This window comes from Paenibacillus sp. FSL F4-0100, from assembly GCF_037993005.1.
Lineage (GTDB): Bacteria > Bacillota > Bacilli > Paenibacillales > Paenibacillaceae > Paenibacillus_AQ.
The window spans coordinates 2360181-2378588 of the sequence record NZ_CP150303.1 but is presented as its reverse complement, the minus strand read 5'-3'; the positions used below and the strand labels follow the sequence as shown (position 1 = coordinate 2378588).

Sequence of the window (18408 nt, the reverse complement as noted above, 5' to 3'; positions counted from 1 at the left end):
CCATCTCCTCTGCAATTGCTATGCTCGTGCTTAGCATATCGCAGAGGTGATGGGCTATCCATTCAATTTATGCCGAAATATTTGCACTCTTCGTCATCATGCTGCGGCGGTTCCGGTTGCGGTTTCGTCTGCCTCCCCACACGCTTCCCGCTCCCATCAGGAAGGTAGGAATGCCGGCGGCCACGAGTGTCAGTGCCCATTCCTTCAAATTCAATGGAACGGTCTTAAAGATCGGCTGAAACGCCTCGATGTACATGACGCCAAGCATCAGCAATACCGAGGACAGCACAGCAAGCACCAGCGCTTTGTTCTGAAGCGGATTGCGATGGAAAATCGAACGCGAGCTGCGGCAGTCAAACACATGAATCAGTTGGGCCATGACGAGTGTCGCAAAGGCAACGGACTGTGCCTTGGCCAACTGACCCGGATCATTCGGCGCGATGCGCAGCGTAATCCAAAATGCGCCAAGTGTACACAGGCCGATCAATATGCCGCGGCTGATGATTTTCCAACCCAGACGTCTGGCAAAAATATTTTCCTTGGCTCCGCGCGGCTTGTGCTCCATCAGATCCTTCTCCGGCTGATCCACTCCGAGCGCCATAGCCGGCAGTCCGTCGGTCACGAGGTTGACCCACAGAATCTGGATCGGAACGAGCGGAAGCGGCAGACCCATCATCATCGCGAAAAACATCGTCAGAATTTCGCCGACATTGGAAGCCAGCAAATAGCGGATAAATTTGCGAATATTTTCATAGATGTTGCGCCCCTCCTCAATCGCTGAAACAATTGTGGAGAAATTATCATCACTGAGCACAAGCGAAGACGCTTCCTTCGTTACGTCTGTCCCAGTAATCCCCATGGCAATTCCGATATCCGCCGCTTTGATGGCCGGAGCATCGTTCACGCCGTCCCCCGTCATCGCAACCACATGCCCCTTACGTTGAAGCGACTTTACGATGCGGAGCTTATGCTCAGGGGATACACGGGCGTAAACAAAGGTCTGATCCACCCTCGCATCCAGCTCTTTGTCATCCATCCCGGATAACTCCTGGCCTGATAACGACAGGCCGTTCCTTGGCAGGATGCCAAGCTGGGCGGCGATCGCTTCCGCCGTCGTCCGGTGGTCGCCCGTAATCATGACGGTCTTGATGCCCGCGCGGCGGCATGTCGCAATCGCATCGCGCACTTCACGGCGCGGCGGATCGATCATCCCGGCCAGCCCGACAAAGATAAGCTGGCTCTCGGCCTCTTGCTCCGTTTCCGGCTTGTCATAAGAACGCAAATCCCGATAAGCCAAACCAAGCACGCGCAGCGCATCGGAGGCCATACCTTCATTGGCGGCAAACACCTTCTGACGGAGCGTAGCGGTAAGCGGAACAACGTTTCCGTCCCACATAATATAAGCACATGCATCTAGCAGCACATCCGGCGCGCCTTTCGTGCAGAGCAAGCGTCCGCCCTGATGGCTGACAATGACGGACATCAGCTTTCGCTCCGAATCAAACGGAAACTCTTTGTCTCTCTGGTAGATGGAGTTCAGGCTTCCCTTTGTCAATCCCATTTTGGACGATAGCGTCAACAGCGCCCCTTCGGTCGGGTCCCCTTTTAATTCCCAGGAAGCAGCTGTCGGCTCTTCCTTGCTCTTCCGCTTGTTCCGCGTTTCTTCCTGCACGTTCTCATAGATTTCGGCATTGTTGCACAGACCGCTGATTTGCAATAATCTGCGCAGGCCCTGGTCGGACCGCAGCTCGACCGGTTTGCCTCTATGAAGGATCTGACCCGTCGGGTCATAACCGTGCCCGGTCACTTCCAATGAGCGCCCTCCCAGCCAAACTTGGGTTACGGTCATTTTATTCTGCGTGAGCGTCCCGGTTTTGTCCGAACAGATTACGGATGCACAGCCCAGCGTTTCCACGGATGGCAGCTTGCGTACAATCGCTTTGCGCTTAATCATGCGCTGCACGCCGAGGGCGAGCGCAATCGTGACGATGGCCGGAAGCCCTTCAGGGATGGCCGCAACCGCAAGACTGACTCCTGCAAGGAACATGCCTGCGGCAGGCTGTCCATGCAGAATGCCTGCTACGACGACCAGAATCGTAAGCCCCAGTGAAACGGCGATCAGGATTTTGCCCAGCTGCTCCAGTCGATGCTGCAGCGGCGTCTCCTGGGATTCCGTGTTCTGGATCAAATCGGCGATTTTGCCCATCTCCGTATCCATTCCGGTTCGGATGACAACACCCTTCGCCGTACCGCGGACCACCATCGTGCCCATGAACCCGATGTTCTTCCGGTCACCCAGGGGAACATCCGCATCGCGGATCGGCTCGGCATGTTTGTTCACCGGCAGGGACTCGCCGGTCAAGGCCGATTCCTCGACGCTGCAGCTGTTGATCTCAAGCCAGCGAACATCGGCCGGAATGCGGTCTCCGCTCTCGACGAGCACGACATCGCCAGGGACGAGTTCTCTGGCCGCAACCTGTACCACTTTACCGTCCCGAATGACCCTGGACATTGGTGCGGACAGCTGCTTCAAGGCCCGAAGCGAGCGTTCCGCCTTGAATTCCTGAACGAAACCAAGAATCCCGTTGATCAGGATGATGGCTACAATCGTTACGGCATCCAGATACTCACCCAGCAGACCCGATACCAGGGTGGCTCCAAGGAGCACCAACGTCATGAAATCCTTAAATTGATTCAGAAACAGAACAAATGGAGAAATTTTAACGCCCTCGGAGAGCTCATTATAGCCGCTTTTTTTTCGTCTCTCCCCGGTTTCCTCTTCCGTGAGGCCCTGCTCCGGATGCATATGCAGCGCTTGCTGCAATTCATCCGTATCCATCTGATGCCATTGCTTTTGTTCCATGCTTCCTTTCCCTCCCGGTTGTTTTCCTCCGGCGGATGACAGCTTTTCCACCCTTTCTACGTAAATGTATTCGGACAGGTCCTGAATTATCACAGAAGGGGCCTTAAGTTTTTAAGGGAAATATGGCATCATAGAGAAGTACGATAGGAAGGGTAACAGACAGATAGGAGAATGAAGGATGGCATTAGACGGCATTGTCACACGTGCGATCGTGCATGAGCTTCAATCATGCCGGGGCGCACGGATCAATAAAATATATCAACCGAACGATCGGGACATCGTGTTTCATATACGCACCCAGCAGGGAAACGCCAAGCTGCTGCTATCCGCAAACCCCACGTATCCCAGGGTTCATCTGACACAGGAGACCTTTCTGAATCCGGCCGAAGCCCCTATGTTTTGCATGATTCTGCGCAAGCATTGCGAGAGCGGCATCATCGAGGACATCCAGCAGGTCGGTATGGAACGAATTATCCATATTACGATCCGGCAGCGCGACGAACTTGGGGATATCTCCTCCAAGAAAATCATCGTCGAACTGATGGGCAGACACAGTAACATCATTCTGCTCGACCCAGCAAGCGACACCATTCTGGACGGCATCAACCATGTGACACCCGCCATCAGCAGCTATCGCGTGGTCATGCCGGGATTCGCCTATACGAATCCGCCGGAGCAGCACAAGCTGAATCCGCTCGAAACCTTGCAGGAAGCCTTCCGGGAATCTTGTCTGATGAACGAGGAGCAGGCCGTTCCATGGTTGGTCAGCGCGTTCAGCGGCCTCAGTCCGCTCGCGGCACAGGAAATTGCCCACCGTGCAGGAGAAAGCAGTGCTAGCGGGGTTGAAGGGGAAAAAAATTGCGGCAGCCTGTGGAGCGTTTTTGATGAACTCATGGAACAAGTTCGTAACCATCAATATACGCCCGTTACAGGAGTCAATGCCAAGGGGAAATCGGTGTTCTCCGTCATTCCGCTGACCTTGCTGGTGGACGAAACCACAACCTACGAGTCGGTCAGCCGATGCATGGAGGATTATTACGGGGATAAGGCGCAGCGGGATACAGTTAAACAGAAGGTAAGCGACCTCCTCCGATTCCTGCAGAATGAACGGACGAAGAACATCAAGAAGCTGGATAATCTGAATAAGGACTTGGAAGAAGCCGGGGATGCCGACCGGTATCGTATCTTTGGCGAGCTTCTCTTCGCCTCGCTCCATCAGATTAAGAAGGGCGACCGTGAAGCCCAGCTGGTTAACTTCTATGATGAAGAGCAGGCGACCGTCACCATCCCGTTGGATCCGCTCCTGACTCCGTCGGACAATGCACAGCGCTATTTCAAAAAATATAACAAGTACAAGAACAGCCTCGCGGTCATCGACGAACAATTAATCAAAACCCGCGAAGAGATCAACTATATCGAGAATCTTCTGCAGCAGCTGTCGCATGCTTCCTTGAGCGACATCGATGAAATCCGGGAAGAGCTGATCCAGCAGGGATACTTAAGAGACCGCAATCGTAAAGCGAAGAAAAAGAAGAAAAACGACAAGCCGACGCTGCATGTCTATACTTCATCCGAAGGCATCGAGCTTTATGTAGGCAAAAACAACCTACAAAACGAGTACGTTACCAACCGTCTCGCTTCCTCTAACGATACATGGCTGCACACCAAGGATATCCCGGGCTCCCACGTGGTTATCCGCAGTAGCGAGTACGGGGATGCAACGCTGCAGGAAGCGGCACAGCTGGCTGCTTATTACAGTCAGGCGAAAGAATCGAGCAGTGTTCCCGTCGACTACACACTCATTCGCCATGTACGCAAGCCGAATGGAGCCAAGCCCGGATTTGTCATTTATGACAATCAGAAAACGCTGTTTGTCACGCCGGACGAGCAGCGGATCAAGGCGATGCCCAGTTCGGTAAAAAACAATCGCAATTAAGATAATCTAAGACATCGATATATCGTTAATTTAACTAAAAAAACGGGTACCCCGAAAGGTCGTGTGACCAGCCGGGATGCCCGTTTTTTCTTATTCTCATGCCAGGATTCTCCTATACGAATCCGCCGGAGCCGCACAAACTTAATCCGCTCGAAACCGGCAGTATTGTCGGGTTCTCAGCTCCTTGCCTGCGCCTGTTGAAGTTGGTCCAACACCTGGATAGATACCTGGCGGCTTCCGATATCCCCATGGAATACCTTGCCCTGCCTCTCACCATGGTAATCCGATCCGGCGGTCACGATCAAGCCGTAATCTTCGGCCATGGCCAAGTAGCGTTTCTCCTCCGCTGCCCCATGGTCCGAATGATAGACTTCAATCCCTTTGAATGCAGCCTCTTCAATGACCGCTCTCACCAACGCGTCATCGCTGTAGAGTCCAGGGTGTGCAAGCACCGGCACACCCCCGGCTTCCCGTATCCATTCGCAGGCTTCCTTGGGATGAATCCGCGGCTGCGGCACATAAGCAGCTGCGCCCTGTGCGAGATAACGGTCGAAGGCATCCCTGAGATCGAGAGCATGGCCCTTCAGGACCAGCGCATCCGCAATATGCGGGCGGCCGATGCTCTCATCGGGTTCCAGCTGCCGTCCCAAGCTGGCGATGACTTCCTCCATCGTAAGCTCGATGCCAAGCTCTCTTAGCTTGCTCATGATCTTCTCATTACGCTTCTCCCTCGTGCGACGGAGCTCTGCCAGCCGCTTCAGAAATACGGGGTCCCGGTAATCTATGTAATAGCCTAGGACGTGAATATCCGTCCCGCATGCCATGGTGCTGATTTCTACGCCAGGGACCACGACCATGTTCAGCCTTTCTCCGGCTTGCAGCGCCTCCTCGACACCAGCTACGGTGTCATGATCCGTTATAGCTAGCGCCCCAAGTCCCCGATCGAAGGCAAGCTGCACGTTCTCCGAAGGTGTGTTCATCCCGTCCGAAGCCTGAGTGTGGGAATGAAGGTCGCAGCCTGTCCGATCCATCGATGTATCCATGATATTCAATCCCCCTTTCGTTGTATGTGCGGGTGTGCTTTATCGCTGGTTTCGCTGGCGTTCCCTTAAATAGGCCAAAAACGTCATCGCCGACATCGGCAGCAGAGCTGACCGCAACTGAATGGAATAAAAGTTCCGTTTAAATGAGGCATCCGCAATATCGATCATTTTGACTAAGCCGAGCGCCGTTTCATGCTTGACCGTTGAGGTCGACAGCATCGTAATGCCGAGTCCTTCCTCTACCGCCGATTTCACCGCTCCCGTACTCCCAAGCTCCATCACCGTCCGGATGCTCTCGGGATCGTACCCCCGCATAAGCAGCACATGCTCCATCACCTTCCGGGTGCCAGACCCCTTCTCACGAAGGACAAACGGATACTTCAGCACCTCCTCCAAATATATCGCATCTTCCCTTGTCGCTAAAGGATGGCTGGAAGGAACGATCAGTTTCAGTTCATCCTCCATAACCGAATCCAGGACCATATCCGGATGCTCGACAGGTGCCTCAATCAGCCCAAAATTCAATTGATGGCCAGCGATTTCCTCGAGAATCTGCGTGGTGTTCATCACTTTAAGCATGATAGATATATCGGGATACTCCCGGCCGAAGGGCCCCAGCAATCGAGGCAGCACGTACTCCCCGATAGTCAGGCTAGCCCCCAGTTGCAGTCTTCCCTGAAGCTTATTTGAGAATGCCGCCATCGCTGCGTCCGTTTCCTGCGACAGCTCCAGGCTCTTGCGGGCAAAAGGAAGCAGCGTCCTCCCGGCCTCGGACAATTCCATGCGCTTGGTGGAACGAATGAGGAGCTTTGTCCCAAAATATACCTCCAACGATTGTACCTGCATCGTCACAGCGGGCTGGCTCATATGAAGCGCCTGGGCAGCAGCGGAAAAACTCCCACGCTCTGCTACCGTATAAAAAATATGTAGCTGATGAAAGTTCATAGCATCGGTTCCCCTCTCGCTGCCTCTCTTTGTTATTATCATTGTAACGGATCAGAGCGGAGCATACAAAAAAGACATCCGCGCTTACGCTCGCATGCCATATGATGACTCTATTTCTTTATTTACGTTTCCGGCTATTCTTAATCAGTGTCATACGACGTGAATGGCGAAGCCATGAGTAATACGACTTCAGGTCTCGAAGCTCAATGGTTTCTGACATACGTCCCAAAAAAGTTACAATAATCATCCGGTGCAGCGGGTTGCCAATCAAATCACGTTCATGCTCCAGCTCCGAAAACTCCGCCACAACCACCAAGTCGTCGTCAATCAGATAGACATCCTGTTCGTTGCGGTAATACGGCACGATCCGGTCCTGTTTCAGGCACTCCCACATCCAAGTCCCGATTTCCTCATGGGAGGTGTCGTTACCCTGAACCCGGTCCGTATAACGGCTCTTCGCATGATTGGTAATGATGATGTCGGCTACCTTTTTATCATTTAACGTAATATAAAACGGCTCATAGGTGCTCCACCGCTCAGTCCCTTTGTCGCGCATGGAATATCACTCTCCACCAAATGGGTCTTTGTATCTATGTATATATACCCAACATATTACATCATTCCACTGGCATTCACAAGATTGAAACCTCGCTTCTTGTGAACAATCACCGAAAATTTAGAAATATCTCTAGTTGTATCCTGTGTGTTAGGCGCTGACGTCGCCTGGAATGATGGCTTGATTAAAATGTAAATTGTACCTTACTTATACTATTTTATCAAACAAGATTCCGATTTATGCCAATCTATCGCCATCAATCCAAAAAAACTTTATAAAAAAGTGGATTTCCCTTGCGATATCAGGAAGTCCCATGCTCCAATTTTATACCTTCCAATATCTTAAAAAAAGCGGCCCCCGTGGGGGCCGCTTTACGCTCTTTATGCTAACTTATGCGTTAACGTTAGAGTCTTGATCAGGCACATCATGCTAAGGACCGTAAAACTTCGCTTTATCCGGCCCTTTGCTGCTGTACTCCGTCTTGATCTCATTCCGGAAGGAGCGCTCGATCTTACGAACGTAGGACAATCTCCGGATGTTCTTCATTGTTTCCTCGGCGCGGTCAGCATTGACATACATGACAACATAATGCATGCGGCGTGATATATAGTGCACGCTGCCGTATTTCTCCAAATTTCTTGCTGCCTTTACATCGCTGACCCATATAATAAAACCGGTCCGTTCAGCCAACATCCTAAGCTCCTCGCCTCACTTTCGTCTCTATCTCTAGTCTATGCTTATTATCCGCACGAACAAGCTCCGCCGCTGCCGCACCCCTTCTTGGGAAGAGGATCGTTGCCAGGTACCTTGATGCTCTCCGAAACCGAAAAAGCAATCTTCTCCGACATCGAATGCAGCAGATCGTCCAGATTCTTCTCCGCCTGCTTAAACCGGGCTACAGGCTCGTAAGCCTCAAGCTCCGCCTCCACTGCGGCTACTTCATCCTTGGCCGAATGGTAATTCGGGTGAAAGTGACCGAACCGCTGAGTCTCTTCAAATAGCTCTTTCTTGGAATCAAGCTTTCTGATCAAAGCCTGAATCGTAGGATCACCTTCAACTGCCTGCTTCCAATATAGATAATCCGCCACTTCGACGGAAGCATTAATCATGTCGCCTATTTCATAGGCATAGGTGAGCACCTCGGCCATATCGACCGTGTTCATTTCCGATACGCTCATGAACTCATCCCGCTTTTCTAATAGTTTGGCCCACGCTTTATTTTTGTGGACTCTTTCATCATAGCATAACGCTCGTATCTTAAGAAGGGGGAATTCATACGCTTTTACGGAATCACAAGCCGCATTTCCTTCCATTCCCCTTCGCCTAACTGCACCACGGTTCCCGTCATTTCGGAATCGGAATCCGGATCATATAATGCTCCCGAAATTTTCCATGGCTGCCGCTCGAGCTGAAATGGAATAAACTCCATCCGGCTTCCATCGACCGCAATCTCTAATTTGGCTGACAATTCAAGCGCCTGCTCCATCATTTGCTTGGCCGTCGAACCGTGATAAGAACGCCAATCCCGTGTCCACATGATGGGAATCCGGTTCAAATCCGGAACGATTGACGCTTTATCCGGAAGGCTGTCGTCCCATTCAAGAACAAGCTCACTGCGAGCAGAACGAATCAATCCGCTAGAAGGGCAGCCTGGATAACGCGGCAAAGCGTAACGGTTATCTCCTTCATCACTGGCCCCGATCTCCGTTTCATCTTCTGGAGCTGCCACGGAATACCATAAAGAAGACTCATTCCTTCCCGCGCGTTCAATCTCCTTGCCCCACTGACGTAGGGCCGTGTACACGTTCTCTGGAATTCCTGCCGCTGCATGTTCCGTGAAAAAAGCCGTGATCGCTTCCGGCCCCATTCCTGCAGTCGCCGCCTGAGCTACCGAATCTCTGGTCAGTCGATAAACCGTCATTACGTCATCCGAGATGCGCTCCGTGCATAGGGCAGCCGTAAACTTGACCATATAAGGCACGTCAGGCGGAATCAATATATCAAAATCCGGCTGAATAAACAGCCCCGAAGATTCGGTGTCATCCTTACTGCTTCCACTCAACAAGGAGCAGGGATCCATACGCCACCGGAACAGGAATTGACCATCGTGATCCATCCCAAGATCGATGTAACCGCAACCGGTCAATAAACGGAGCCATGAAGCCGCATCCCCCGCGGACAACTCCCTTCCCCTAAGAGGATCCCCGTTCAGTGGTTCCTCGCCCTTTGCTAACATGTGCTGAGCATAATACCACATCCCGCCGATCCGTGATGAGTGGCAAATCTGCCATGTGAAATGCTGATACTCGGCCGAACCCGGAACATAACGTTCCATCATATGCAAAAGAACCAATCGGTCCATCGCTTCGCGTGAGAGTGCGAGCCAATGACGCAACGCGGTCATGTTTAGCCTAAGCTCCCTTTGCTCCAAGGCGACCAGCTCAAACGAAAACAGCAGATCCAATACGATCGCAACATGCGGTGGGTAAACATCAGCGTGATCATATTGGAGAGTAAGCCCCTCGACATTGGATGGCGTTAATCCCACGATGCTCCCCAGCTTCTGAATAAACTTCTTATGTAGAACCCCTGTAGCGGTTATAGCCATCTGGTTCTTGGCCATATAGACAAGCACATTGAACATATCAACTGCTATGCCGCTTCTTCCCTCTTGCTGGAGCTTCACGGCAGCAGCGGGAACGGAATCCGTCTCGAGATTGCCAAAAGCCTCCTGGAGAATCTGAAGTTTATCAAAAGGAATGAAATACAGCCTCTCGCCCCAGCCCTGTTTGACTGCTTGAACCCATCGCTGCTGCCTCAAGGATAAGAAGGCGAGCTGTACTTCCACACCGCTCAGGCGTTGAACGCGAAGCAAGCGAAGCTTGTCGTCATCAAAGCTCTGCCCGGCAAAGCGGTTCCAAATATGATGAAGGACCGATCGCTCCTTGGCAAGAAGATGCTCTAAGCTTGTGGCTTCCGCCACGTCCTGCTGTTCCATCATCTCCACGAGGCCTCCTTCCCGTCAGGAATCGGCAAGCGATGCGTATGCCGCATCGCTATGAGGTCAAGGGAGGCCGGATGCTTCGCTTGAATCGCGTGATATTCATATCCCTGCTCAATCAGGAACAGCTGGCGCCGGATCGCAAACATCTCCTCCCGGCTGTCCTCCGTCACCAATGCATAGAAATAAGCCCGATTCTCCCCCTGCTTCGGCCGCAGCAAGCGTCCAAGGCGCTGCGCCTCCTCCTGCCGTGAGCCGTAACTGCCCGAAACCTCGATCGCGACGGAAGCATCGGGCAGATCAACCGCGAAGTTAGCCACTTTCGAAACGACAAGTACACGGACGGCTCCTTCCCGGAAAGCCTTATACCATTCATTGCGCTGATCCTGTGTCATTTGCCCCGTAATGAGAGGGGCCTGCAGCTCCTCGGCAATGGCGTGAAGCTGATCCAGGTATTGCCCGATGATCAGCGTCTGTGCATCCTTGTGGAGATCCACGAGCTGCCGAATCACACGAAGCTTGGAGGGATTCTCGGCAGCCAGCCGATACTGCTCCCTTTTGCCTACCGTCTTGCAGGCTTCTCTTATCTCATCCGGCAGCGGCACCTTAATCTCCATACAGTCCACCGAAGCAATCCAGCCCTGCTCCTCCAGCCTTTTCCACGGCATTTCATATCGTTTGGGGCCGATCAGCGAGAACACGTCATGCTCCCTTCCATCCTCGCGAACCAAGGTGGCGGTCAGACCAAGCCTGCGAGTCGCCTGAATATCGGCCGTCGCACGGAATACCGGGGCGGGGAGGAGATGGACCTCATCATAGATGATTAAGCCCCAGCGACGTTCATTAAACAGCTTCATATGCTGTTGTTCATCGCCCTTGCCCTGTCGGTGGGTCAAGATGTGATAGGTAGCGACCGTTACCGGCCTCACCTCTTTGCGCTGACCGGAGTATTCACCGATCTCCTCCGCGGAGAGTGAGGTTTTCTGCAGCAGCTCGTCGATCCACTGCCTTACAGACGTTGTGTTGGAGGTTAGAATCAGGGTCTCGCACTGCAGATCGCGCATAGCGGCGATGCCAATCACCGTTTTCCCGGCACCGCAGGGCAGGACAAGCACCCCGTTCCCCCCTTCTCCGCCGATATCCCGAAAGGACTCAGCAGCCTTCTGCTGATAGTCGCGAAGCTTGAATTGCTGATCGTTTGAGCCGCCGCTTAAACCTTCGTCTCTCTCTGTACCCGTTGTTTCTCCTCGCCAAAGGATGTTCAGATATTGCCCGTCCAGATATCCCGCCTGATCCAGCACAGGATATCCAAGCCGGGTCAACTCCTGCTTTAATAGGCCACGCCGGTCTGAGGGCACCTCTGCCTCGTTTGCCGAGATCAACCGAACGCCGATTTCCATCAGGGAACGCTTGGAGCTGAGCTCCTCCATCAGGGCTTCACTATCGCTGTGTAGCAGCAATGAACGATCCAGTGTGGGATGCGGGAGCAGCGACAGCTGTCCGTAACGCCCAACGAGCTGGACAACCTCTTCCAGCAGGGCTGCCGGCACATCCCAACGTGATAGCGACTGGAGGCTCGAACAAATCGCCTCAGCCGTCAATCCTCCGGCAGCGGCATTCCATAAGGATAACGGGGACAGGCGATATGTATGAAAAGACGTAGGACTTTTGATCAATTCCGCATACTGGGCCAGTTGTTCGCGTGCGCCCTCAGCCTCCGCATGAGCGGTCTCAAGCAAGATGGTCCGATCCCGCTGGACGATGCATGGCTTGTTATGCATCCTAATCCCTCCTCGTAACATTTGGCTCTCTATTTTTCATGGCAGGTTAGAAAATCGTCTATCAACGTACTTTCTCAGAAGACAGACCGCATATAGCGGAGGTTAAAAAAAAGAAGCCCACATCCATATCCATGGATCTGAACTTCCCCTATGATCAATAGGATTTCCAATTGACGAGCGTTCATGCGCGATGATTGCGATTTTCTTAAAGTCTAGTCCCTGTTCTGATAACTCGACACCATCTCGACCAGCAGCTTCGCCCCATAACGCATAGCATCTTCATCAAAGTCGAACATCGGGTGATGATGCGGATAGATTGCCCCCTTGTCCGGGTTACCGGCTCCAACAAAAATGAAGCAGCCTGGAATTTCCATCAAGTAATAGGCAAAATCCTCCGCTGGCATCAGTTTGGGCGAGACCTTGACCTGATCCGCTTCGAATACTTTCGGTGCCGTACGGAAGAACCGCGCGGTTTCGGTCTCATCATTCACCAAGGGTGGATAACCGACGAGATACCGGACCGCTGCCTTCGTGCCGTAGGTTTCCGAAACCGTCCGGGTCATATGTTCGATCCGCTCCCGGATCAATGTCCGGGTAGGTTCGTCAAAGGTGCGCACCGTTCCCGTGATCCGGCAAGAGGAAGCAATTACGTTTTGCGCCGTTCCGGCCTGCATCGTTCCTACCGTAACCACGGCAGGCTGCAGTGGATCTACCGTGCGGCTTACAATGGTTTGGAGCTGCATAACAAGCGCTGCCCCCGCTACCAGGGCATCGGCTGTCACATGCGGCATACCGCCATGTCCCCCGCGCCCTGTAATATCAATGAAAAACTCATCCGCCGCAGCCATCAGCGGACCCGGCGCGCTCGCTGCGGTCCCTACCGGAAACGGCGTCCATAAGTGGAGACCATAGACAACGTCGGCTCCGTCAAGTGCTCCATCCTTGATCATCTCTACCGCACCGCCGGGACAGACTTCCTCCGCCGGCTGGAACATAAAACGAATTTCGCCCCGGATTTCTTCCGGATACGTGCTGTAATAAGCAGCGGCCCCCAGCAGCATGGAGGTATGCCCATCATGCCCGCAAGCGTGCATCACGCCTTGCACCCGGGATTTGTACTCGCAGCTCTTGCCATCTTCAATCGGCAGCGCATCCATATCAGAACGCAGCACAACGGTCTTGCCAGGTGTATCTCCTTTTATAATTCCTATAACGCCATGCCCGCCCACACCTGTCTTGACCGCAAGGCCAAGCTCCTGCAGCCGGGTTGCTATAAATGTCGAAGTTTCCTTCTCCTGGAACGAAAGTTCCGGGTGCATATGTAAATGACGACGCCACTCCACCATCCGTGGATACCATTGTTCCCAAAATGCTTCCTTCGTCAAGTTCCATCATCCTCCCCCGCTATATGCGGCTCAATCGATCGCAAGAAATCCGTAAAGCTTGCTCAGCAGCAGTCCGTGCCCAACCATGGCATCCATTCGGCCGCCTTCCTTGATCTTGCGGTATACATCCCTGAGCGGGACCCACACAGCTCTAACATCTTCGTCCTCATCTTGATTCGACTCTTGGCTGCCGGACACCTTCAAATCGTCGGTGAAATAAAAATGAATGTTCCGGTTGGCCAGAGAAGCCATCGGATAAGCACTGCCCATGTAGGACAGGTCCTTGCACAGCACGCCCGCCTCTTCCTCAAGCTCCCGCTTCACGGCAAGCTTCCGTTCCTCACCCGGTTTCACCGTTCCGCCGGGAAGCTCCCAGGTGATCTTATCAACCGCTTCCCGGTGCTGGCATACCAAGAGCAGACAACCTTGATGAACGGCCACAACCGCTGCCGATTCCGGAATCCGGTCGATCACGACAATTTCCTTCTGCCCGTTCTCTTCCACTACATAATAATCCGTGCGGTAAACGACGCGATTCATCGGCCATATCCACCCTTCGCTTAATTGAAGTCCTATGAATATATAACCACCAGGATGGAAAGCGTACATTTCACAGCGTTTTCACTTCCTTTTATTTTAGCAGAAAAGAAGAATGCCTGTCGTTATCAAATTCTCATCTGGATAAAAGGTCTCAATTGAAGCGTGACGGGCGGTACAGGCTTGCACAAGTTCCTGAAACATACTATCATATTAAAGAACTTTGCAAGGACTATTAAGGGGGTTACAACCACATGATTTTCGAAAATACAGGCTTGGACGGATTGCACAGCGATTTAGCTTACCTTGATGAATGTGCCGAGAAAGTAGGCTTCATTCGTTGGCAGTGGGAATACTACCGCGCTACATATGACTTGAAAATCGAAGATAAAAAAAATCAGGCTGAATACTTCCTGCGCATTAACACCCGCGCTGTTGAAGGCAAGCTCGAAAAACCGGACGCCATCCTCAAAATCGAAGCGGTATACCTGGGTAGAGCCACGTTCCCACACGGACTTGAGTATGAATCCATGGCTCCACAGCCCGTTATGAATGTGGCTACCAAGAAGCTTCAAGAGCTCAAAGCTCTTCTGGAAGCGTAAGGTCGAACATTATGAATACGACCAAACCTCAGCCGAAGAGAGGGACGCCTGATTTTCAACTGCTGATCCTTACCTTGCTGTTAGTGGGATTCGGACTGATCATGGTGTTCAGTTCCAGCTCCAGCTTGGCCGTTTTCAATGAAAAATTCAATAACGATCCGCTGCATTTTACGAAGCGGCAAGTCGCGTTTGCCGTCCTCGGCACGTTGGTTATGTTTGTTGCCATGAACATCAACTATAAGAAATACAAGCAGCTATTCATACCGGTGTTTTTTCTAACCTTGATGCTGCTGATTCTTGTGGTGATCATCGGTTCCGCAACCAACGGAGCCACAAGCTGGTTTAACCTGGGGAAATTCGGCATCCAGCCGACCGAACTGGCCAAAATTGCGACCATTGTCTATCTGGCAGCGCTGATTACCAAAAAAGGGGAACGAATCCGTCAATGGAAGGGCGGTTTCTTCCCCGTACTCATTATTGTAGGGGTCGTAGCGGGACTTATCATGCTTCAGCCGGATTTAGGTTCCTGCTTCATCCTCGTGGCTACGAGCGGGCTGCTGATCTATGCTGGCGGCGCCAGCCTCAAGCATATCCTGGGATGTATCTCGCTTGTCGCGCTTGGCCTGGTACTCACTCTGGGCGTCGGTGCACTCTTTAACTCCAGCGGAGATCAGGAGCAGGCTTCCAAGAACTACAAGATGGGCCGGATCGAGGCTTTCATGGACCCGTTCCACGATGAGTCGGACACGGGCTACAATTTGGTGCAATCGCTGATCGCCATCGGCCAAGGCGGTGTCACTGGAGCCGGTTACGGGGAGAGTGTGCAGAAGCTGCATTACCTGCCGAATCCTTACAATGACTTTATCTTTTCGGTCATCGGTGAAGAATTCGGTTTTATCGGAACTGCGATATTCCTCCTGCTCTACTTATACTTTATCCTGCGAGGGATCATTGTGTCGCTTCGCTGCTCGGATCCGTTCGGAACCTTGACCGGCGTCGGCATCATGGGACTAATCGCCATACAGGCCTTCATCAATATCGGTGGGGTTACCAATACCATCCCGATAACGGGCGTTACCCTCCCATTCATCAGTTATGGCGGATCCTCGCTGCTGGTTATGATGCTGAGCATGGGAATCGTGCTTAGCATATCCAGGGACAGCAACCGTCCGATGAAAGAGGAGCAGGTTAAATCCGTAATTAAAAAAGACTACCGGGAAATCGGGTAGTCTTTTTTCTCGTTTTTTCATCATCAGCGGGGAACGGATCCCCTATGGTACGTCTTATTTAGCTCGAAGCTGAATATCGTCGATTTCATCGTCTTTAAAAGCTACGCCTTCGACCTTCACATTGACCTCAACCACACGAAGTCCTGTCATGCTCTCGACAGCTTCGCGGACATTCTGTTGAAGCATGCGGCACACTTCATGTATGGGTGTCTCATAAAGCACGATAATCCGCAGGTCAATCGCCGCTTCCAGCTGACCTACTTCTACGGTAACACCCTTTTGCACATTTTTGCCGCTCAGTCGCTTAGCCCAGCCCTCGGACAATCCACCGGACATTGCTGCAATACCTGGGGTTTCCAAGGCAGCTAATCCGGCAATTTTCGAGACGACATCATCCGATATTCGAATCAAACCGTTATCCAGTTGAAGTTGTTCCGTCATGCCATTTCCTCCTTCACCTCATTATCCGTTATTGTAAATGGTAACGGGCCTAAAAAGCAAATGCTCCTTTCTGAAAAGAAGGATAATTTTCCGAAAAATTTGGGTATATTGTAAAAAGCGATACGAGAATCGTCGTTTCCGCTCGCAAGAACTCATCAATACATAAACCATAAGGTAGGTGTCGGTTATGAAAAAATGGCTAAACCCCGCGCTGCTCATCTTCACTTTTTTGCTTAGTGCGCTGGGGCATTTTGCGAATTGGAACTTCACACTCCAATTCATTCTGTCTGCCATCTCAGTTATTTTTGTCGCCGGTTTCCTTGGCAAAGCAACCGAAAGCGTTGCGCATTACGCCGGTCAACGGCTCGGGGGATTCCTGAACGCTACCTTCGGTAACGCGGCGGAGCTGATCATTGCCATCCTGCTGATCAAGGAAGGCTTGTACGATATGGTGAAAGCAAGCATCACCGGCTCCATTATCGGCAACCTGCTGCTCGTCCTCGGACTCAGCCTGTTTGCCGGGGGCCTCAAATTTAAAATCCAAAAATACAACGTGACGCTGGCAGGTCTGAACGGATCCCTGATGACGCTGGCGATTATCGCCCTGTTTATCCCTGCTGTCTTTCTGAATACCCACTCCATTACGGAGAGTGAGACCAAGACGCTCAGCCTCATTGTGGCGGGAATTCTGATCGTAGCCTACATCGCATGGCTGGGGTTCTCGATGATCACCCACAAGAACTATTTGGCGGATGTCAGCGACGATAACGATCAGGATGCGCTGCCGCACGAGCACGGTCCCGTCTGGTCCAAGAAACGCTCAATACTGTACCTCGTTGTCGCTACGGTGATGGTTGCGTTTGTCAGTGAATGGCTTGTGGGGGTGCTTGAGCCTATCAGCCACGAGTATGGCCTTAGCGAGCTGTTTATCGGGGCATTCCTTGTAGCGATTATCGGTAACGCAGCCGAGCACAGTGCAGCCATTATGCTCGCCATGAAGAACAAAATCGGCGCAGCCGTTGAAATTGCCGTTGGCAGCAGCCTGCAGATTGCCCTGTTTGTTGCTCCCGTGCTCGTGTTCATCAGCTTCTTCCTTGGGGATACGATGGATCTTGTGTTTACCACGCTGGAGCTGGTTGCTATCGGTGTCGCCGTATTCATTGCCAGATCCATTACGCAAGACGGTGCCTCCAACTGGTATGAAGGCCTTCTGCTGCTCGCCGTGTACGTCATACTAGGCGTCTCGTTCTTCCTCGTCTAAATGTAATGTAAGGAAGGGTAAGCCCTCACAGCTGCCTACATCGTGTGCGATAATTCACAAGAAAAAAACGCATGCCGCCTGAGTGCGACATGCGTTTCTCTATGTATGCGCCTGTACGAATACAGGCTATTTGGATTGATTCATGGCTTCGTACAGGACCGCCAGATTGCGTTCAAGCTTGCTGATCAGCTGCTTTCCCGTACTTTCCGGAAGAAGCCCGGCCCGCACCGCGAAATCAACCTCTTTTGAAAAACCGTACATTTGGGTATCCAGCACTTCCTCATAGAGAGGGCAATAACGGGTCGCCAGATTCTCCATCTGTACTTCAATAAGCTTTAGGATTTTATCTGCATCTTCATGAAGAAGACTGATCGCTTTTAAATTCAGCTGTTCCTGTAAATCAGATGAAGTCATGATCTTCCCCCCTATGTCAAAAATCACAGCACAGTTACTATCTTTAATATTAGTCGAAATCGTTTCTCAATACAAGGACCTGAACAAAATAGACCCTTTCTCTACGAAAAAACACCCTTCCATTCTATGGAGGGGTGTTTTGGGCGACTGTTATTCAGCCACGACGGATACATTCAAACCATGCTTGGTGAATACGTCAATCATTGCTTTTTTAGCTGCATCAGCATCAGGTCCATGAACATGCAGTTCATAGCTTTGGCTGTTGACAAGCGTTGTGAACAGACCCAAGATGCTCTTAACATCAATGTACTTGTTCTCTGCCTGCAAAACGATGGAGGATGAGAACTGGCTAGCGGTTTGCGAAATTTCTACGATAGATTGATTGTTATTGGACATACGAATCCCTCCGTAACT

At 51.9% G+C, this 18408-nt stretch carries 17 protein-coding genes; 4 read left to right on the top strand and 13 right to left on the bottom strand.

Annotated elements, in window-relative coordinates:
• Positions 1 to 67: 67 nt before the first annotated feature.
• Positions 68 to 2863, bottom strand: a complete 2796-nt coding sequence (locus MHH48_RS10435; protein WP_076321305.1) for a calcium-translocating P-type ATPase, SERCA-type — start codon at positions 2861 to 2863, stop codon at positions 68 to 70.
• 178 nt (positions 2864 to 3041) lie between these two features.
• Here MHH48_RS10435 and MHH48_RS10430 point away from each other — a divergent pair, with 178 nt between their 5' ends.
• On the top strand, positions 3042 to 4799 hold the full coding sequence (locus tag MHH48_RS10430; protein WP_076320725.1) for an NFACT RNA binding domain-containing protein: 1758 nt from the start codon (positions 3042 to 3044) through the stop codon (positions 4797 to 4799).
• Between the two features lie 176 nt (positions 4800 to 4975).
• On the opposite strand, the gene MHH48_RS10425 is transcribed toward MHH48_RS10430, so the two are convergent.
• The 9 genes from MHH48_RS10425 to MHH48_RS10385 all read right to left on the bottom strand — a co-directional run bounded on the left by MHH48_RS10425 (position 4976) and on the right by MHH48_RS10385 (position 14050).
• Entirely contained in the window at positions 4976 to 5842 is an 867-nt protein-coding gene (locus tag MHH48_RS10425; protein ID WP_076320724.1) for a PHP domain-containing protein, read from the bottom strand.
• A 39-nt stretch (positions 5843 to 5881) separates the two neighbouring features.
• Positions 5882 to 6787, bottom strand: a complete 906-nt coding sequence (locus tag MHH48_RS10420; protein WP_076320723.1) for a selenium metabolism-associated LysR family transcriptional regulator — start codon at positions 6785 to 6787, stop codon at positions 5882 to 5884.
• A gap of 118 nt (positions 6788 to 6905) precedes the next feature.
• Positions 6906 to 7343, bottom strand: a complete 438-nt coding sequence (locus tag MHH48_RS10415) for a hypothetical protein (RefSeq protein WP_076320722.1) — start codon at positions 7341 to 7343, stop codon at positions 6906 to 6908.
• 429 nt (positions 7344 to 7772) lie between these two features.
• On the bottom strand, positions 7773 to 8036 hold the full coding sequence (locus tag MHH48_RS10410) for a YlbG family protein (RefSeq protein WP_076320721.1): 264 nt from the start codon (positions 8034 to 8036) through the stop codon (positions 7773 to 7775).
• A 47-nt stretch (positions 8037 to 8083) separates the two neighbouring features.
• Positions 8084 to 8521, bottom strand: a complete 438-nt coding sequence (locus MHH48_RS10405; protein ID WP_076321304.1) for a YlbF family regulator — start codon at positions 8519 to 8521, stop codon at positions 8084 to 8086.
• Between the two features lie 104 nt (positions 8522 to 8625).
• Positions 8626 to 10344, bottom strand: coding sequence for a helicase-associated domain-containing protein (locus MHH48_RS10400; protein WP_076320720.1), 1719 nt, complete (start codon positions 10342 to 10344; stop codon positions 8626 to 8628).
• Positions 10341 to 12125, bottom strand: coding sequence for a DNA repair helicase XPB (locus tag MHH48_RS10395; protein ID WP_076320719.1), 1785 nt, complete (start codon positions 12123 to 12125; stop codon positions 10341 to 10343). The genes MHH48_RS10400 and MHH48_RS10395 overlap by 4 nt, the downstream gene beginning before the upstream one ends.
• A gap of 212 nt (positions 12126 to 12337) precedes the next feature.
• Positions 12338 to 13510, bottom strand: a complete 1173-nt coding sequence (locus tag MHH48_RS10390) for a M20 family metallopeptidase (protein ID WP_076320718.1) — start codon at positions 13508 to 13510, stop codon at positions 12338 to 12340.
• Between the two features lie 30 nt (positions 13511 to 13540).
• Positions 13541 to 14050, bottom strand: coding sequence for an NUDIX hydrolase (locus tag MHH48_RS10385; protein WP_076320717.1), 510 nt, complete (start codon positions 14048 to 14050; stop codon positions 13541 to 13543).
• 251 nt (positions 14051 to 14301) lie between these two features.
• On the opposite strand from MHH48_RS10385, the gene MHH48_RS10380 reads away from it, so the two are divergent.
• Both MHH48_RS10380 and ftsW read left to right on the top strand, forming a co-directional pair.
• Positions 14302 to 14649 (top strand): YugN family protein, encoded by a 348-nt coding sequence (locus MHH48_RS10380; protein ID WP_076320716.1) that lies wholly within the window; start codon positions 14302 to 14304, stop codon positions 14647 to 14649.
• Between the two features lie 11 nt (positions 14650 to 14660).
• Positions 14661 to 15878, top strand: a complete 1218-nt coding sequence (gene ftsW, locus MHH48_RS10375) for a putative lipid II flippase FtsW (protein WP_076320715.1) — start codon at positions 14661 to 14663, stop codon at positions 15876 to 15878.
• 54 nt (positions 15879 to 15932) lie between these two features.
• Here the strand turns inward: ftsW and MHH48_RS10370 are convergent, their stop codons facing one another.
• Positions 15933 to 16319 carry an Asp23/Gls24 family envelope stress response protein gene (locus tag MHH48_RS10370; protein WP_009589611.1) on the bottom strand — a complete coding sequence of 129 codons (387 nt, stop codon included), beginning with the start codon at positions 16317 to 16319 and terminating at the stop codon, positions 15933 to 15935.
• Between the two features lie 187 nt (positions 16320 to 16506).
• Here MHH48_RS10370 and cax point away from each other — a divergent pair, with 187 nt between their 5' ends.
• Complete coding sequence (gene cax, locus MHH48_RS10365) at positions 16507 to 17580, top strand: calcium/proton exchanger (RefSeq protein WP_076320714.1); 1074 nt, start codon at positions 16507 to 16509, stop codon at positions 17578 to 17580.
• Between the two features lie 126 nt (positions 17581 to 17706).
• Here cax and MHH48_RS10360 read toward each other — a convergent pair whose 3' ends face one another.
• On the bottom strand, positions 17707 to 17994 hold the full coding sequence (locus tag MHH48_RS10360; protein WP_009589686.1) for a YlaN family protein: 288 nt from the start codon (positions 17992 to 17994) through the stop codon (positions 17707 to 17709).
• Positions 17995 to 18144: 150 nt separating this feature from the next.
• Positions 18145 to 18390 carry an HPr family phosphocarrier protein gene (locus tag MHH48_RS10355; RefSeq protein ID WP_071223684.1) on the bottom strand — a complete coding sequence of 82 codons (246 nt, stop codon included), beginning with the start codon at positions 18388 to 18390 and terminating at the stop codon, positions 18145 to 18147.
• Positions 18391 to 18408 lie beyond the last annotated feature (18 nt).

Excerpts from the sequence above, each read along its gene's own strand:
- MHH48_RS10435 (WP_076321305.1), bottom strand. The coding sequence starts at position 2,863 with ATGGAACAAAAGCAATGGCATCAGATGGATACGGATGAATTGCAGCAA.
- MHH48_RS10430 (WP_076320725.1), top strand. The coding sequence starts at position 3,042 with ATGGCATTAGACGGCATTGTCACACGTGCGATCGTGCATGAGCTTCAA.
- MHH48_RS10425 (WP_076320724.1), bottom strand. The coding sequence starts at position 5,842 with ATGGATACATCGATGGATCGGACAGGCTGCGACCTTCATTCCCACACT.
- MHH48_RS10420 (WP_076320723.1), bottom strand. The coding sequence starts at position 6,787 with ATGAACTTTCATCAGCTACATATTTTTTATACGGTAGCAGAGCGTGGG.
- MHH48_RS10415 (WP_076320722.1), bottom strand. The coding sequence starts at position 7,343 with ATGCGCGACAAAGGGACTGAGCGGTGGAGCACCTATGAGCCGTTTTAT.
- MHH48_RS10410 (WP_076320721.1), bottom strand. The coding sequence starts at position 8,036 with ATGTTGGCTGAACGGACCGGTTTTATTATATGGGTCAGCGATGTAAAG.
- MHH48_RS10405 (WP_076321304.1), bottom strand. The coding sequence starts at position 8,521 with ATGAGCGTATCGGAAATGAACACGGTCGATATGGCCGAGGTGCTCACC.
- MHH48_RS10400 (WP_076320720.1), bottom strand. The coding sequence starts at position 10,344 with ATGATGGAACAGCAGGACGTGGCGGAAGCCACAAGCTTAGAGCATCTT.
- MHH48_RS10395 (WP_076320719.1), bottom strand. The coding sequence starts at position 12,125 with ATGCATAACAAGCCATGCATCGTCCAGCGGGATCGGACCATCTTGCTT.
- MHH48_RS10385 (WP_076320717.1), bottom strand. The coding sequence starts at position 14,050 with ATGAATCGCGTCGTTTACCGCACGGATTATTATGTAGTGGAAGAGAAC.
- MHH48_RS10380 (WP_076320716.1), top strand. The coding sequence starts at position 14,302 with ATGATTTTCGAAAATACAGGCTTGGACGGATTGCACAGCGATTTAGCT.
- ftsW (WP_076320715.1), top strand. The coding sequence starts at position 14,661 with ATGAATACGACCAAACCTCAGCCGAAGAGAGGGACGCCTGATTTTCAA.
- MHH48_RS10370 (WP_009589611.1), bottom strand. The coding sequence starts at position 16,319 with ATGACGGAACAACTTCAACTGGATAACGGTTTGATTCGAATATCGGAT.
- cax (WP_076320714.1), top strand. The coding sequence starts at position 16,507 with ATGAAAAAATGGCTAAACCCCGCGCTGCTCATCTTCACTTTTTTGCTT.
- MHH48_RS10360 (WP_009589686.1), bottom strand. The coding sequence starts at position 17,994 with ATGACTTCATCTGATTTACAGGAACAGCTGAATTTAAAAGCGATCAGT.
- MHH48_RS10355 (WP_071223684.1), bottom strand. The coding sequence starts at position 18,390 with ATGTCCAATAACAATCAATCTATCGTAGAAATTTCGCAAACCGCTAGC.